The sequence below is a fragment of the Odoribacter splanchnicus DSM 20712 genome (assembly GCF_000190535.1).
Lineage (GTDB): Bacteria > Bacteroidota > Bacteroidia > Bacteroidales > Marinifilaceae > Odoribacter > Odoribacter splanchnicus.
This window is the reverse complement of sequence record NC_015160.1, coordinates 106,455-122,519: the sequence shown is the minus strand read 5'-3', so window position 1 is coordinate 122,519 and position 16,065 is coordinate 106,455. Positions and strand designations below refer to the sequence as shown.

The 16,065-nt window shown below is 44.5% G+C and carries 12 protein-coding genes; 4 read left to right on the top strand and 8 right to left on the bottom strand.

Annotation, left to right across the window (positions count from 1 at the left end; translation table 11 throughout):
- Window positions 1–179: 179 nt before the first annotated feature.
- Entirely contained in the window at window positions 180–1,262 is a 1,083-nt protein-coding gene (locus ODOSP_RS18575; RefSeq protein WP_167535978.1) for a FecR family protein, read from the bottom strand.
- A gap of 136 nt (window positions 1,263–1,398) precedes the next feature.
- Between ODOSP_RS18575 and ODOSP_RS00515 the strand changes: the two genes are divergently transcribed.
- From ODOSP_RS00515 to ODOSP_RS00500, 4 genes are all read left to right on the top strand, one after another.
- A complete protein-coding gene (locus ODOSP_RS00515; RefSeq protein ID WP_049782792.1) occupies window positions 1,399–1,944 on the top strand; it encodes an RNA polymerase sigma-70 factor in 546 nt (181 codons plus the stop codon).
- 136 nt (window positions 1,945–2,080) lie between these two features.
- The gene (locus ODOSP_RS00510; protein ID WP_013610465.1) at window positions 2,081–3,022 is read left to right on the top strand and encodes a DnaJ C-terminal domain-containing protein; all 942 of its coding nucleotides are present in this window, start codon (window positions 2,081–2,083) and stop codon (window positions 3,020–3,022) included.
- 18 nt (window positions 3,023–3,040) lie between these two features.
- Window positions 3,041–3,358: a chaperone modulator CbpM gene (locus ODOSP_RS00505; protein WP_013610464.1), complete on the top strand. Its 318-nt coding sequence runs from the start codon at window positions 3,041–3,043 to the stop codon at window positions 3,356–3,358.
- A 330-nt stretch (window positions 3,359–3,688) separates the two neighbouring features.
- A complete protein-coding gene (locus tag ODOSP_RS00500) occupies window positions 3,689–5,056 on the top strand; it encodes a DUF6055 domain-containing protein (RefSeq protein ID WP_013610463.1) in 1,368 nt (455 codons plus the stop codon).
- A gap of 67 nt (window positions 5,057–5,123) precedes the next feature.
- Here ODOSP_RS00500 and ODOSP_RS00495 read toward each other — a convergent pair whose 3' ends face one another.
- The 7 genes from ODOSP_RS00495 to ODOSP_RS00465 all read right to left on the bottom strand — a co-directional run bounded on the left by ODOSP_RS00495 (window position 5,124) and on the right by ODOSP_RS00465 (window position 16,012).
- Window positions 5,124–6,335, bottom strand: a complete 1,212-nt coding sequence (locus tag ODOSP_RS00495; protein ID WP_013610462.1) for a TlpA disulfide reductase family protein — start codon at window positions 6,333–6,335, stop codon at window positions 5,124–5,126.
- A 421-nt stretch (window positions 6,336–6,756) separates the two neighbouring features.
- Window positions 6,757–7,971 carry a TlpA disulfide reductase family protein gene (locus ODOSP_RS00490; protein ID WP_013610461.1) on the bottom strand — a complete coding sequence of 405 codons (1,215 nt, stop codon included), beginning with the start codon at window positions 7,969–7,971 and terminating at the stop codon, window positions 6,757–6,759.
- Window positions 7,972–7,996: 25 nt separating this feature from the next.
- Window positions 7,997–8,962 (bottom strand): zinc-binding metallopeptidase, encoded by a 966-nt coding sequence (locus ODOSP_RS00485; protein WP_013610460.1) that lies wholly within the window; start codon window positions 8,960–8,962, stop codon window positions 7,997–7,999.
- 19 nt (window positions 8,963–8,981) lie between these two features.
- Window positions 8,982–10,496 (bottom strand): RagB/SusD family nutrient uptake outer membrane protein, encoded by a 1,515-nt coding sequence (locus ODOSP_RS00480; protein ID WP_013610459.1) that lies wholly within the window; start codon window positions 10,494–10,496, stop codon window positions 8,982–8,984.
- Window positions 10,497–10,508: 12 nt separating this feature from the next.
- Entirely contained in the window at window positions 10,509–13,901 is a 3,393-nt protein-coding gene (locus tag ODOSP_RS00475; protein WP_013610458.1) for a SusC/RagA family TonB-linked outer membrane protein, read from the bottom strand.
- 276 nt (window positions 13,902–14,177) lie between these two features.
- On the bottom strand, window positions 14,178–15,335 hold the full coding sequence (locus tag ODOSP_RS00470; RefSeq protein WP_013610457.1) for a FecR family protein: 1,158 nt from the start codon (window positions 15,333–15,335) through the stop codon (window positions 14,178–14,180).
- A 71-nt stretch (window positions 15,336–15,406) separates the two neighbouring features.
- The gene (locus ODOSP_RS00465) at window positions 15,407–16,012 is read right to left on the bottom strand and encodes an RNA polymerase sigma-70 factor (RefSeq protein ID WP_013610456.1); all 606 of its coding nucleotides are present in this window, start codon (window positions 16,010–16,012) and stop codon (window positions 15,407–15,409) included.
- Between the last annotated feature and the right edge of the window lie 53 nt (window positions 16,013–16,065).

The window sequence follows — 16,065 nt, the reverse complement described above, 5'->3', positions numbered from 1 at the left end:
TAGGGACATTTACTGAATATCCCTAATTAAGAGAATTTTCCACCACTTTCCCGAAGGGAAAAGCCAGCATGTTGCATTTTTTTTCATAATTTTGTAAAGACATTAGTTAAACAATTCATCTGCGACCAACAGATGTTTTCTTTTCAGGAGGAAAAAGCGACCAACTTTTTCCTCTTTTTCTATTCTACAATCAAAGTATTTCCTTTTAACGAAAAATGTACCTCACTGCTATTCTCCAATACTTTCAGTAATTCCGGCAATTCTCCGTAACGGGGAAGGTTTCCTTTAAAAACAATCGCTTTAGCCTGCTGATTCCGGTAAAATACTTCGACATCGTACCAACGGGCCACTTTGCGGAGAATAGCCTCTAAACTCAGATCATCGAAAACAAACATGCCATTTTTCCAATCCACCACCTGCTGAATGTTCACTTCACCGACAACGATCTCCCCTCCTTGCCGGCCGAGCGAGGCTTGCTGACCGGGCATAAGCTGCACGTGTTGCCCCGAAGCCGACGCGGTCACAGCAACTTTTCCTTCTACCAATGTAGTATATGTTTGTTCCTCATGTCCATAAGCATACACATTAAACTGAGTACCCAACACCTCTACAACCTGTGCCTCCGACTCTACCCGAAAAGGATGTGCGGTATCTTTCGTCACCTGAAAATAAGCTTCTCCTTCGAGATACACACGCCGTTCGTCTGTATTGAAACAGGTAGGATAACGCAAACGGGTATCGGCATTCAGCCACACATAGGTTCCATCCGCCAGGATCAACTCATATTCAGCCCCCCGGGGAACTTCCAGGGTATTGTACTGCCATTTTTTTTGTTCTCCTCCCTGCCGGTTAGTATAAACGATATTTTTCTTCCGGCGATCGATCACAAAATTCCTGTTTTCTTCTTCCGGCTTCACTTCCTGCTCCCCGCCTAACAAAATTTGTTCTCCATTTTCTAATATCAGACGAGGTTGTTTATCCCAATCGGCTAATAGCTCGGTTTGAGGCTTTCGTACCGATTGAAGCCAAAGCAGCCCACCGATCCCGAAGCATAAAATAACGGCAGCAGCCAGCCACCGAAAGTAACCCAAACGACGACGCCTTTCCTGTCGGCGTAATCCGTATTGCCGGCCTATTTCTGCCTCCAACCGCTCCCAACCTTTTTTTCGATCTACCTGACGGATCTCCATCCACAACTTCAAAGCTTCTTCCAGTCCGGCTTCTTCCCGGTTCTCATCCGATTGTTTCGGATCTGTTCTCATAATTTTATCCATTTTTATCCGACTTATATCATGAAAACAGTTCAAAACAAAAATATACGTAGTTAAAAGAATAATTTTTTTGCAGTACCCTGATTTTATCTTTTACCTTTGCATCAAGAGGAAAAATTTACATGTGATGTCCTTTAGCTCAACCGATGAATACCAGAAATTCGAAACCCTGTTCAAACAATATTACAGTGGTCTGGTAGTTTATGCCAGCCGTTTTACAGGAAACACAGAAAATGCCGAGGATTTGGTACACGACCTTTTTATCCACATTTGGGAAGACAACCGGATCCTGGGAACGGATCATATAAAAGCCTATTTATTTACATCTATCCGCCACCGTTGTCTGAACTATCTGGATCACTTGAAAATCCGGAATGAATATCAGGAAAAAATCCTGCAAAAAAGGGATATTACGGGAATGCTAACCTGGGAATATTATGTAGAAGCAGAACTCCGGCAGCATATCGAAACCGCCATCGATCATTTACCTCCCCAAGCCCGGAAAATATTCCTGATGAACCGTTTTGACCGTAAAACGGCTGTAACGATAGCATCGGAACTCGGTTTATCTCCCCGTACTGTCGAAAAACACCTGGAAGTAGCTTTAAAAAATCTGAAGAAAGAATTGAAAGATTATTTACCAACGACTCTTTTACTTTGGTTATTTCCCTGAACCTTTTTTTATATTTTTATCTATCCGGCTAAATGCTGCAATAATCATTTAAGTTTATTTTAACTTATTTCCATTACAATTTTTTAGTATCCATCGTAAATTTACAGAATTAAATAATGGTTTGTAAAATATTACTATGGCTTATATCGACTATTATGGAGTGCTGGGTGTCAGCAAAACGGCATCTCAGGACGAGATCAAAAAGGCTTTTAAAAAACTGGCCCGGAAATACCATCCGGACTTAAACCCGAACGATCCGACAGCAAAACAAAAGTTTCAGGAGATCAACGAAGCGAACGAAGTACTGAGCGATCCCGAAAAACGGAAAAAATACGATGCTTACGGAGAAAACTGGAAACATGCAGATGAATTCGAAGCTCAAAAGCAACGTTATCAGCAACAAAGCCGAAGTGGCGGTGGCGGCTTCGGCGGTATGGGTGGTGGCTACTGGTCCTCTGCAGAGGGAGGAGGTTTCAGCGGTAACTTCAACGGAAACGAAGGTGAATTTTCCGATTTCTTCGAATCCCTATTCGGTCAACGCCGGGGAAGCAGCCGAAGAAGTTCGGCTGGATTCAAAGGGCAGGACTTCAATGCCGAATTGCATCTTTCTTTACGCGATGCCGCAGAGACCCACAAACAAATCCTGGAAGTCAACGGTAAAAAGATCCGGATCACCGTGCCGGCGGGAGTAGCCGACGGACAGACGATCAAACTGAACGGACAGGGAGGCCCGGGGATGAACGGTGGACCGGCAGGCGATTTGTATATCACTTTCGTTATCGGCGACGATCCGGTATATAAACGCGAAGGTGACAATCTGTATATGAATGTCCCGATCGACCTCTATACCGCTGTATTAGGCGGAGAACAGATTATCGAAACCTTGAACGGAAAAGTGAAGATGAAAATCAAGCCCGAAACACAAAATGGGACAAAGGTACGCCTGAGAGGAAAAGGGTTTCCCGTATATAAACAGGATGGACAGTTCGGGGATCTTTTTGTCACTTATGAAGTGAAGATACCGACTCATCTCACAGAGAAGCAGAAGGAATTATTCCGGGAATTACAAAACTCCTAACTTAAAGATCGTTCAACTATGGATACAGAATTAATTATTTTCAACGAATATTGCCAAAAGAGCCATACCGACCCGACTTTTATTATTTCGCTCGAAGAAGGAGGGTTGATCGAAATACGCACCGTCGACGGCGAACGGTATCTTCTCGCCTCCCAGCTCCGGGAACTGGAAAGATATAGCCACCTGTATTACGATCTCTCGATCAATATCGAAGGCATCGACGCCATTCATCATATGCTGGAACGCATGGAAAGGCTGCAACAGGAAGTGAGCTTCCTCCGCCGTCAGCTCCGCCGCTTCCAGACAAAGGATGATTTTTTTCAGGAAGAATATTGATGATAAAACTAATTTTATTCCTCACAAGTTACCTTTTTCTGAGAACAATGGAGAAATGGAACAATGAAAGAAAAGCAAACTTTAATTCTCCGTTTCTCCTAATTTATGGTAGGTATATTTCGTTACTCATTCGTCTCCGGTGATCGGAATTGGCGACCCGGTCTGACGGTATAAAGCCCGGAATCGAAATAGAAAGAAAAAAAATTCAACCTAGCATTATTTTTCCTAAAGCCTAAGGATTATGAAGGGAAAAAACTATTTTTGCTCACAGATCAAAATTAATGTAATTCATACACTTTAATCCGGGATTTCCTGACTAAAAACCAACTGATGAAAAGACATTTCATTTTATTCCATTTCATCTTGTCGACCGGCTTCGGCAGCTGGTCTGCCCAGGCACAAGGCCAATCCGATCATTTTGTTCTTCCTCCGGGAAAAGCTATTTATCAACCGAAAGAATTTGCAGGCCAGGATTGGTATTCCGACACTTCCCGCTACTCCTACCGGCGCATGTCCTGTACGGATAATCTGGCCATATTCTGGGAAAAAGGATTCGGGAACGATTTAGCTGCTCCTCCCGATTTAGAGGGACATCCGATGGCTGTGGATCTGGAAAATCTGAAATATCAACTGGAACGTTTTTACCTATTTTACCGCGACTCCCTGAAATTCGTCAAACCAGGATCGCAAAGTGAAAAATACCGGATGATGGCGATGATTCAATATTCTCTGGAAGGGACGGCCTATGGCGGCGATTACGACCAGGTGATCGGTGCTTTCTGGGCTACTCCGAACCGGCTACAGGACAAAAGATTAAATGCTGTGGCTCACGAACTGGGACACAGTTTTCAATTACAGTCGATCGCCGACGGAGAAGGTGTCGCCTGGGGAGGTAACGGGATTTTCGAAATGGGAGCTCAATGGATGCTCTGGCAGGTCAACCCCCACTGGATCGATGACGAGACCTATCACTGGGATGCTTTTAAAAAGAATACCCACAAAGCTTTTCTGCATACGGAGAACATTTACCGTTCGCCTTATATACTCGAATATTGGAGCGAAAGGCAAGGTTTACCGTTTATCGGCGAATTATTCCGGCAAGGCAAGAAAGGCGAAGACCCGGTTATGACTTATAAGCGGATGCAAAATCTATCCCAGGAACAATTCAATGACGAAATGTTCGATGCTTATCAGCACCTGATCAATTTCGATTATAAACGGGTATTTTCCATCACCCGCCCATGGGCCAATTCTTTCCCGGATTTCAGGACCTGTCTGGAAGAAAAAAAAGACGGCTGGTATCAGGTGAGGAAAGCCTGGTGTCCTGAAAATTACGGATTTAATGCGATCCACCTGCAAGTCCCGGCAGCCGGCACAACCGTACAAATCACCTTTGCGGGCCTAACCCCGGCCGGACAAGATTATAACATTCAATCACCGGAAAAAGCAGGCTGGCGTTATGGTTTCGTCGGAGTCACCGCAACAGGACAGACAATCCGGGGCGAAGTACACAAAAACCGTAAAGGAAAAGTCAGCTTCAAAACCCCCAAAGACCAACCTTTAAGCCATCTTTGGTTCATCGTCATGGGAGCTCCTGCCGAACACCGGATGAACCCGGGATGGAATCCCCAAGGCCCTCAGCCAACCGATGCCCAATGGCCCTATAAAATAAAGGTAAAGGGAACGGAAATCCTTTGATAAATAAAACGGTGCCCGCAGTAAAACACAGGCACCGTTTCCTTTCCGGCTATCAGCTTCTCAATACCTACAATCCTTTCGCTTTTTCTCCAAGCAAATCCTGCACAACGACGTCCAATTCAGCCCCCCTTACCCCTCCGCATACGATCTTCCCTTCCGGGTCGAGCACGATACAATAGGGAACTCCACTCACCTGATATTCTATCGCAACCGGTCCTTTACGTCCTTTCTGATCACACAGCTGGTGCCATTGCATACCCTCCTCTTGTACCGCTTTTTTCCAATCTGTATCCCGCTCGTCGATCGACACACTGATCATATTGAAATCTTTGCCGCACACTTCATAAAGATGTCTCAAATGAGGAATCTCTCCCCGGCAGGGACTACACCAGGAAGCCCAGAATTCAAGCATATTATAAGCACCCGGTTTCACATATTCCGAAAGTCGCACATTTTCTCCTTTCAGATTTTTCAGAACGATATCATGATAAGTCACCCCGCGGGCCACACATCGCATCCGCTCTGCTGTCTTTTTTACCTCTCCCATCATAGAGGCATTTTGCAGGGCAGGGGCAAAGCCGTTCATCAGCCCGTCGATCTCCTCCACCGTCATTTCCGACTGGGTTGAATTCAACAAATTATTCGCCAGTAATAAAGATACAACAGAATTGTTGTGAGCTTTGATAAATTCGAAGGCGGCTTTGTTCAGCTGAGCCTTGAGCATATTCATTTCCCGGACAATCTTCATGCCCTTTTCCGTATTGAGAATTCCGTCCAGGGCCGGCACATGATATACTTCCAGGTATTCATTCCGCAAAGCCGTATACCTTTCTGACAACTCCTGTACAGAGGTTTTATATGCCTGATACAGATCCTGTGTGGGAGAACCGGTCAGCGTAACGTTGTGTTCCTTATTTACCGCTTCCCAGTAATAAGCCGGCATACTGTCCATCTGACACTGGAATTCCATGGCTGTATTATCCGCAAAAAAACGATAGGCCTTCAATGTCTTTTTGCGCTGATCGGGTTCATCGGGAGTCATATCGACTACTAAACGGCAATATTTCGGATACTCGAAAGTCCGGGTTCCTTCCAGCTGGAATTTTTCATCTTTGATTACGGTAGAATCCAGCAATACGTCGGGATACGTATCGATATTATACAATTTGACCACATACCCGTCCAGGGCTCCCGGTAATGAACCGTTTATCCGATATACCCGGGGTTGATGACAAGCCATACACAAGCCAGTCAAAACGATAAAATACAATAGTTTCATAGCTGTAATTTTTTATTTAACGGTTAATTTCTGACATTGTTCTGCAAGCTGTTCCAGATCCAGCTGGTAATATTGCCGGTAATATTGTATGACCAGATCGTATTTCTCCTGCAAGCGGGACCAGGTTTTCATATCCGTTTCCCGTTCCGTCCTGTCTTCCGTCAGGATCCAGGCGACAAAAGAAACCCAGTCTGCATAAGCATAATCGCTGGTGGCAGAAGCCCCGAAAGGAGAGACAAACCCGCATTTTCACTAAAACATGCCGCCGTGTATGTATTAGCCACCAGTGCCGACGACAAACAGGCGTCACCGTCGGCGTGTTTGCTGGCATGCCATCTTGTCGCCAAAGGCTTCCGGCGTCTCGGTGAAATCGTTGTTCATCGACTGCCGCGCCGAACGCAACCAACAGGGTGGTTCCTTTTTAAAGTTTCAATTTGTCCCCTAACAAATCCTTTAGTGCTACATCCAGTTCAATTCCACGTACTCCACCGCAAACAATTTTCCCTTCACGATCGAATATCAGGCAAAAAGGTACTCCATTCAAATGATATACCCGATTACATTCTCCCTGGAATCCATTCGGGTCGCACAATTGCGTCCATTCCATGTTTTCTTCCTTAACCGCCTTTTTCCAATCAGCATCATTTTGATCAATAGAAACGCTAATCATATTGAAGTTGTCTTTTTCGCACAATCCGTAAACACGGCGTAAATGAGGTATTTCACCCCGGCAAGGACTACACCAAGAGGCCCAAAATTCCAGCATATTACACTGCCCTTCTTTCATAAATTCAGAAAGACGCACCTGATTTCCTTTCAAATCCACCAAATTAATATCCGTATATCTCTTTCCCTTTGCCAGGACTTTCGCCTGGGCTACCGCTTCCTCAAACTTCTCTCCCATGGGTGAGGAAAGCAATAAAGGATCAACCAAGTCATGAATGGCATCAATTTCGGATTCCGTAAAAACTGAAAAATTTCCCTTTAATAAAGCATCTCCCACATAAACGGACACGAGAGAAGAACCATTCGCCTTCATCAAATCCAAAGTCTTGGCATTCAATTTTCTGCCCAAAGCTTTCACCTGATGCACCATATTCATCAATTCTGGCATACGCTCCGAAGGAACATCCGATTTTTTATAATAGTCCATAAAGTATTGATCGCCCAATTTATTCCGTTCTATCACTACATCCTTTCGATCTTTCAGGTAATTCACATACAAATCCTGATCGGCAGAACCTTGCCAAACAACGTTCAGACTCTTGTCACGAGCCTCCCAGCGTGAACTCGGCAAACTGTCCACGTGACATTCCATCGAAATCCTATCCCCTTCTTTCAGGAACAAAGCCCGGCTCGATTTAATCTTACTATAGTCCTTCTCTCCCGAATTTAAATCAATTGTAATAGCTACCACGCGGGGACTAACCATGGGTATCGTGTTTTTCAGCACAAACCGTTCGTTCTTGATAACCGTCGAATCCCAATTCGGGTCCTGAAACGCATCATAAGGAGCTAAATACACTTTCGCTCCATCCGGCGCCCCCGGTATATAACCGCTAATCCGATAACCCGTGCTTTCGCAACTGCAAAAAGCACACAAACCAATCAACACATAAAATAATTTTTTCATCATTTTACTTTTTATTTAAATTCATCCTTTAATCTAAAGTTACATTTCTCCACCGGTTTGCCAACTGCTCTATATCAAGACCGTATTGTTCCGTGAAAAACGCTTTGACAATATCATACTTTGCCTTAATCAGCGGATAAGTGACATAAATTTCTTCCAATTCTGCCTTATCCCACGTAAGGATACTGGCCACCATGGCCCCCCAATCTTCGTCACAAAACTTCGTATTGCTGGCATGAGCCGCATAGGGATGGATAAATCCTTGATGACCGCCTTTTACCTTGTCAAATACCGTCCCCTGAATAGAACTCTCCGGACTACCCCCAAGCTCGTAGTTATAATAATCCTTCGAAATTTCCCTAAATTCATCAGGCACATTCACCGGCTTATCTATGCAATCGACCAACCCCTTGAAAAATTCGTATGCCATACTCCATTTCCAACCGTCCAGATTCGTATCGAATTTATCTCCCGTATTATCCTCCTTATTATACAAATAACCGTAGTAAACCACTCCCGAACCGGCACCGTAAACCCATGCATTTACACCATACGTGTTGCAGAAATAAGTATTTCCTTCCGTATCCGTATAAATATAAGTGGGAGGCATTATTTTTACCAATATATGGCGACGATAATATCCTTGTTTCACTAAGTTTTCCGGTAGCATAGCAAAGAATTTCGTCAACAATTTCACGAATTTTTCTGCTGTAGCCTCTTCCGCGGCCTGCATGGGCAAAGCCGCTGCATTAAACCCGGAACTACTAACCTGTCCCTGATCGGTGTAACAGGCTGCATCACCTTCCAATTGCCAATAAACATGCACGTCATATTTCTGGTACAGGGCATAACAGCCCTTATCCGCTTCCGTCGGTCCATCCTTAATTGCAGGAATTGGTCCCGAGTACGACCATTCCCCAGTCAAATCATCTTCCGAGCAGGCACAACACAATGCTGCCAACCCACATACAAGCAATTTTACTATATTTTTCATATTCATTATTTTTAAATTACTAACGGGGATTTTCTCCTATTGAAGGATTTACACTTAATTCTTTTTGCGGGATTTGCAATACATAACGGGGATCATTTTGGTCCAAATGCGCGACCTCATCGTTATAACCGACTCGTTGCATTTCCGGACGTGTGGTACGCCGCAAATCAAACCACCGGTGTCCCTCGAAACACAACTCCCGACGCCGTTCAACAGCGATGTAATCCAACAAGGTTTCCTGTGTAAAGTCCGATGCTTTCAACTCCACGTATTCCCCGGTCTTGAATTTCACCCGTCTCATCGTGTTCAAATACCCGATGGCATCCCCCATGCCTCCGTTCTGACGGGCATACGCCTCCGCTAGAATCAGGTACATCTCCTCCGTCCGGAGGAAACGCCCGTAACCGGTACGCACGGTTATATACGAAGTCATTGCATTCGGCCAAACATACCTGCTCTTGGCATAGGTCAGTTTCGTCGAAGGACGAGTGGTATAAATATTAGCATAAGTCACCATGAAATAAAAACGTCGGATATCCCCCTCCTCATACTGTCCGGCAAACTCCCGGCTCACGCTGAATGTCGTATAACTCCCCGCCTGCAATGCAGGGTACAGTTCACATACCCCGTTGACAAAAAGGATATTGGAATTATTCACGCTCAAATAATCCGTCCCGGGTACGGTTGTCCCATTCCATTCCGTCACGGTATTGTTTTCCATATTCAGCACATCGCCATATTCCTGCAAATCGAATAAAGCGCGATTAGAGGCGATCACCTCTTTCGCACAAACAATCGCATCCTCCCCATTCTGCATATACAGATAAACCCGCGCCAAAAAAGCCGTCGCCGACAATTCATTAAACTTCACCTTTGTGCCTTTTTCTATCGGGTTCTCTTTCAGCAATTGTATGCCTTTCGTCAAATCGGAAACAATCTGTTCGTATACCTCAGCCACTGTGTTGCGCGGATAAGCCTTGTCTTCCACCGCCGTACTATTATTGATAGGAACTCCGGGGTCTGTCGCACAAGTTGCCGGATCGTAAGCCATGGCGTAGAGATTGACCAAATAGAAATAGGAATACGCCCGCAAGCAACGAGCCTCTCCCTCGATATTTTTGCGAGTCCGCTCCACGTTCTCCTCATTCAATTCCACACCGTCGGCCTCTCCTATATTCTCGATCACCACATTGCAATAATAAATACTCTCATAAAGTTTCTCGAAAGCCAAATCTCCCCCCGACATGGTAAGGTCATGACGGTCGCGCCACATATAGGCGGCAACTTGCCAATCCCCTTCATCTTCACCATCCAGGACGTGATTGCTTGCAATCAATTCCACATCATCCGATAGAATATCCAAATAGGGCATCACCCGCTCTGTGATATAGGCATTATTCAACAATTGATCATAATCGTCGGTAGTTGTCGGCATCAATTTATTCTGAGGCATTTCTTCCAAATAACTCTCACAAGCCGAAAAAGCCAGCAAGCAAAAACTCCATATCAATGCCAAACTTATGTATTTTTTCATCATCGTTCCGTTTTAGAAATTAATATTCAAACCTAAGGTAAAACTGCGCTGTAAGGGCAAAGAGCCGTAACCGGTGGTAGAATAATTAACCGTTTCCGGATCATAACCTTTCAACCGTTTATTGGCAAGTACAAAGAGATTCTGTGCCTGGAATTTCAACATGATTCCTCCCAAATGCCGATCGCCGATTGCGATCTTTTCCGTCCAGCGAGCCGGGAAGCGATATTCAAGCATCACGTTCCGCAAACGCAAATAATCTCCGGGCACCACCGTTTCTGTACTTCTGTTATACATTTCCGTAATATACACATACTCCGAATCCCCGACAGTAACAGAAGAACCATTTTTGTTCAAACCGGGTATCCGTTTCGTTGCCTCGTCGCCCGGCTTTTGCCAACGATTAAGAATAGAAGTGTTCATGTTTTCGTCTGCCCGGGGATAAGTATCAAAAGCTACATCCGGCAGGCGCACCACGTTTTTCAAACCGAATGCAAACAAGGCAGAAAAGATCAGATTCTTATACTTTACAATATTATTGAAACCTCCCGTCAATACAGGGTCTCGCGGGCCTTCGTATTTCAAATTGTCCAGATTGCTGTACACTGCCGATGCAAAATTGGCATCTTCGTACCCCAGTTTATTGTTATCCTTGTCATAAAACATCGGTTTACCATTCTCGTCCAAGCAGGCAAAACGGAAAGAGAACATGCCGTTGGAAGGATAACCTACCATTACTTCTCCCGGAGTATAGATACTTTGCACCAGCGAAGATGCCTGTGGTGTAATGTAACATTTTGTTACCTTATTCTTCACGTATCCCAAATTGAGAGAAGATTGCCAAGAAACATTCTTCGTTTTAATGATTGTACCCGATAAGGCGATATCCACGCCCTGGTTCCGGATATCAGCATAATTTACGCTCTTATTCAGAAATCCGCTCACCGCCGATACCTGCTTATAGGCTATCAAATTACGGCCGTAATCGCGATAGTAATCCACATCCAATGCCAAACGATTTTCAAACATGTTCAATTCCAGACCGACATTTACGGACGAGGTGGTTTCCCATTTCAAATCAGGATTCGGAGCCTGTATGATCTCCATTTCCATTAAAGAAGTAAAACTATTAGGCGGTAACGCAGAAGCGATCAATTGCGGAGAACACTCTTCTACGATATTTCCGCGCAAACCGTAAGAAGCTCGCAAAGCAAGGTTATCGATGACCTCCACATCCCGCAAAAATCCTTCATTGTTCATAATCCATTTACCGGAAACCGACCACAAAGGCAAATAACGGTACTTAGGATTGGAACCGAAAAGATTCGAACCGTCGAAACGAATATTTCCGTTCAACACGTAACGATTTTTGTACATCGCTGAAAATACGCCATAATAAGATATGTAAGAACGTTCGGGAATATTACGTTCAAAAGTATTCCGTGAAAGATGACCGGTATCCTCCCCTTCTGCCGGATTGTAAAAAATATTACCCCGATTGTGCATATATCCATAAGCATTCAATGTTCCACCCCGGTAAACCGTAGTCCGAAACTCCTGCCCGACCATGACATCCAACGTCAATTCATCTCCAATTGTTCCGCGATATTCCAAATTATTCCGAATCAAAGAAGTGCGTTGCTCGTAATTCGTTTCATTATATACACCTCCGTACGGAAGGGAGGTCGACTCAATATCTTCTTCCGTTCCCTCACCAAAATTATAGCCGCGTATCGTGGCGACATAGGCACTTTCTTCTGTTGCCCAATCAATCGCGGAGTGATGAGAAGAGGCGTAACTATAAAGCCCATTGTATTTCAACCCCTTGTATAAATTAACTTCCAGATTGACAATTCCTTTCAAATCGGTTTGCGTAGATTCTTTATGCGTGTTTTGCTGCTCATGCAAAATATTGAAGTCAAATTCCCGCACTTCCGAATTGCCGTAAAAAAATAAATTGCCATTATCGTCATACAAAGGTATTGTTCGCGTTGTCCTTACCACATATTTAAACGGATCAGCTGTCTCCCAATAACTATTCCTATCCCGGCGTCCCACCTGTAATGTCGTACCCAATTTTACGCCATTGAACAACTCGGCGTTCACTTTTGCAAAACCACCGAATTCTTTGTAGTCGCTCACTTTATCCGACCCCTTTTCGTCATTGTAGGAAAAGGAAATATAATAATCCGCCTTGTTCGAACCGCCGGAAACACTCAAATTATACGTCTGTGAATAGGCATTTCGATAAAGAATATCGAACCAGTCTGTATTTCTTTCCTCCATTTTGCGTGCTTCGGTTTCCATTTTTTCCAGCGTGATATTACCCGCGTTATATTGGCTCAACAGGTATTCCAACCCCACTTGTCCCTTATAACCCAATCCCTCATCTACAATCTGCTGTGACAACAGGATCCGTTCCTTGGAATTCAACAAATCGAAATCGTTATAAGTCGGGCGCAATGTCACCGTCGAAGTATGCTGGAAATTGATGTGAGATTCATTGCGTTTCCCTTTCTTGGTCGTGACCACGATTACGCCATTGGCCGCACGAGTACCGTAAATTGCCGTGGCAGAAGCATCTTTCAACACCGTTATACTCTCGATGTCATTCGGGCTGATACCACCAATGGCAGAATTGAACATAGTCATCACATCGGGGCTGTTCAAATCAGAAACGGTAAGCGGCACGGAATTTTCCAATATCACCCCGTCAAGTACCCAAAGCGGATCGGCATTACCGGCAATCGTTGCTGTTCCGCGTACCCGAATTTTGGGCGTTGCTCCCGGTCCCGCCGAAGTATTCACTACCGATAATCCCGGCAACTGTCCTTGTAACATCTGCTCGATACTCGTCGCACCGATCGTCTTCAAGTCGTCCGTTTTGATAACCGAAACCGCGCTGGTTGATTCCCGCTTGTCTACGCGCTGATAACCGGTGACAATCACTTCACCCAATTCCTCTTGTGTTTCTGAAAGTACCACAGACAACTCCTTTTCTCCACGATACGGTATCTCACGCGTTTCCATTCCTACAAACGAAAATACCAGTACCAAATCGGGCAGATCCGCAACCTCCATCCGGAATTTTCCGGCATTATCCGTAGACACCCCGACCGTAGACCCCTGAATCACCACCGAAACGCCGGGCAAGGGTATTCCTTTCGTATCCTTTACCGTTCCCTGTATGACAATTTTCGGATTTTGCTGTTGTTTTACCGGACGGATGACAATCGTTTTATTCAAAAATTCATAGGAATAATCATCCTGCAAAACTTCCTTCAACAACTTACTCACCTCCATTTTACTGTCTGTCAGTTTAATTTTACGGGCAACATCCAGTTCATCGTCGCTATAGAAGATATCATATTTCAACTGTCTGTTGATGGCCGTAAAGATATCTTCCATTGTCAGTTCGTTCAGGTTCAGAGTAACAGTCCCTCTCTGGCCCTAAACCGAAGCACTCACCTGAAATATGCCCAGAAAAAAGAAAAAAGTAATCAATTTCATAAGCAACAACCATTTTTTTATTTTACCTGAACGGCAAAAACAATTCAAATCCTCATTTTTTTTCATAAATTTGTAGATTGAAGTTAATAATGGCCTGTAAATCAGTCTGGCTCAAGGATCGGTTTACAGACGTTATCGATTATCGGGGATGAGAGTCGCGACCTCTTATCCCTTTTAAATTTTACTCACAACGATTTGCTTTCCTTCTACTTTAAAACGGATACCGGTAGTCATTTCCAGAAAACGCAACACCTCGGTGACCGGGCTATGCTTGTTGATGGAACCCGTAAAACGCATTTGTTTTACCTCTTCGTCCTGATAAACCATCGTAAAATCGTACCAGCGTTCTAATTTTTTGACAATCTCTTCGAAAGTGTAAGCCTTGAAATAAAACTTTCCATCGACCCAGGAAGTATATAAACCCGCATCGACCGAAGCCACTTTCCTTTGGCCGGAACAGCGGTCCACGGTATATTGTTCCGAAGGCTTTAAAACAACCGTACGGCCTTGTTCCGCAATCCTGACACTTCCTTCCACCAGAGTGGTTTGCCAATAGTTGTCTTCGCGGTAAGTACTCACATTGAAACTGGTTCCCAACACCGTAATTTCTCCATTCTCAGTCGATACCTGAAAAGGAGCGGTTGTATCTCTGCACACTTTAAAAAAAGCTTCTCCGCAAAGCTGTACTTCCCGCTTACCGGCAGCAAACCGGACCGGGAAACGAATCGTCGTTTCGGAATTCAGCCATACCTGTGAACCGTCGGGCAGCCTCACCATATATTCACCCCCTTTCGGTACGATCAGCGTATTATACGCTGTAATCGTGGAATCTTCCGTACTCCCGGTTTCATATTTCAGCTCTCCCCCTGACGTATCGTTGGTAATCTTTACCCCTAATTCCTCGATATCCCGAATTTCTGTCTGAGTTCCCAGGATAATTCTTTCCCCACTCGCCAATATCAATTCTGCTTTCGAAACGCCCGGTAGAATAACATCCGTCAATTCTCCCGTAACCGGAAGTGCGGACTCCCTGTTATACGTTACCCACCCCCAGACAGAAAAAAATAAAACAGTCACAGCCGCAGCATATCTGCACCAGCCGGGTACGCGCCATCCACCGGCCGTCTGTTTCTCCACCCTCCGCCAGGCCCGGTCGATATCGTACTTCTGCTTCTCCGCAGCTTTCATACTCCTGCGGGAGACCATCATTACATCCAGCATCTGCTTCAGCTGCGGATCATCGTATCCGACCGCTTCTTCCTCCTCTTTTTTATCTCTTCTCCATAAACCAGAAAGCCGTTGCCATAAATCTTCTGAAAATGGTACACTCATGACCTTTATATCTTTAATTTTATATAAAGGCAACTAAGTTTAAAAAACGGGTGAGTGAAAAAGAAAAAAAGTTACTTCATCTCTTTATAAGTTGCACAAGCAATCAGTAACAACAGGTTCGAATTTTTAAGTACAGCGATTTTTTCCCGGATTTCACGATAAGCTTTGGAGATATGTGATTTCACCGTATTCACCGATATGCGGAGCTCCTCGGCTATCTCCAGGTATTTTTTCCCTTCCAGACAACTTTTCATAAACACAATACGGCATTGCTGGGGTAAAGATTGAAGGATATGCTGAATTTGTTCCAACTGGGTCTGTTCTTCTTCGGAATAACCGGATTTCAACAGATCGTCCCAATATTCGGACAGTAAACGGGAATGAGTCCGTTCGACAAGTTGATGTTTCAAAATATTCAATACCCGGTGTTTGACGGCAGAAAAAAGATACCCCCGGAAGGATTCCTGCAAACGGATCGTTTCCCGGTTGTTCCAGATATAGATAAATACATCCTGTACCGCATCCTCGGTTTCACTCTTTTCGTCCAGATAAGTCCAGGCATAATGGCACAAGTCTGTATAATACTTTTGAAACAACTGCTCAAAAGCACTCCGGTCACCCTTTCTGACCGCCCCAAAAAGTTGTAAATCTGGATCTATATTTCCGAAATCGTTCATCGGGGACAAATATAAAAAGTATCTCTTTACGATCAAAGAGATACTTTTATGAC

Excerpts from the sequence above, each read along its gene's own strand:
- ODOSP_RS18575 (WP_167535978.1), bottom strand. The coding sequence starts at position 1,262 with ATGAGAACAGATCCGAAACAATCGGATGAGAACCGGGAAGAAGCCGGA.
- ODOSP_RS00515 (WP_049782792.1), top strand. The coding sequence starts at position 1,399 with ATGTCCTTTAGCTCAACCGATGAATACCAGAAATTCGAAACCCTGTTC.
- ODOSP_RS00510 (WP_013610465.1), top strand. The coding sequence starts at position 2,081 with ATGGCTTATATCGACTATTATGGAGTGCTGGGTGTCAGCAAAACGGCA.
- ODOSP_RS00505 (WP_013610464.1), top strand. The coding sequence starts at position 3,041 with ATGGATACAGAATTAATTATTTTCAACGAATATTGCCAAAAGAGCCAT.
- ODOSP_RS00500 (WP_013610463.1), top strand. The coding sequence starts at position 3,689 with ATGAAAAGACATTTCATTTTATTCCATTTCATCTTGTCGACCGGCTTC.
- ODOSP_RS00495 (WP_013610462.1), bottom strand. The coding sequence starts at position 6,335 with ATGAAACTATTGTATTTTATCGTTTTGACTGGCTTGTGTATGGCTTGT.
- ODOSP_RS00490 (WP_013610461.1), bottom strand. The coding sequence starts at position 7,971 with ATGATGAAAAAATTATTTTATGTGTTGATTGGTTTGTGTGCTTTTTGC.
- ODOSP_RS00485 (WP_013610460.1), bottom strand. The coding sequence starts at position 8,962 with ATGAAAAATATAGTAAAATTGCTTGTATGTGGGTTGGCAGCATTGTGT.
- ODOSP_RS00480 (WP_013610459.1), bottom strand. The coding sequence starts at position 10,496 with ATGAAAAAATACATAAGTTTGGCATTGATATGGAGTTTTTGCTTGCTG.
- ODOSP_RS00475 (WP_013610458.1), bottom strand. The coding sequence starts at position 13,901 with ATGGAAGATATCTTTACGGCCATCAACAGACAGTTGAAATATGATATC.
- ODOSP_RS00470 (WP_013610457.1), bottom strand. The coding sequence starts at position 15,335 with ATGAGTGTACCATTTTCAGAAGATTTATGGCAACGGCTTTCTGGTTTA.
- ODOSP_RS00465 (WP_013610456.1), bottom strand. The coding sequence starts at position 16,012 with ATGAACGATTTCGGAAATATAGATCCAGATTTACAACTTTTTGGGGCG.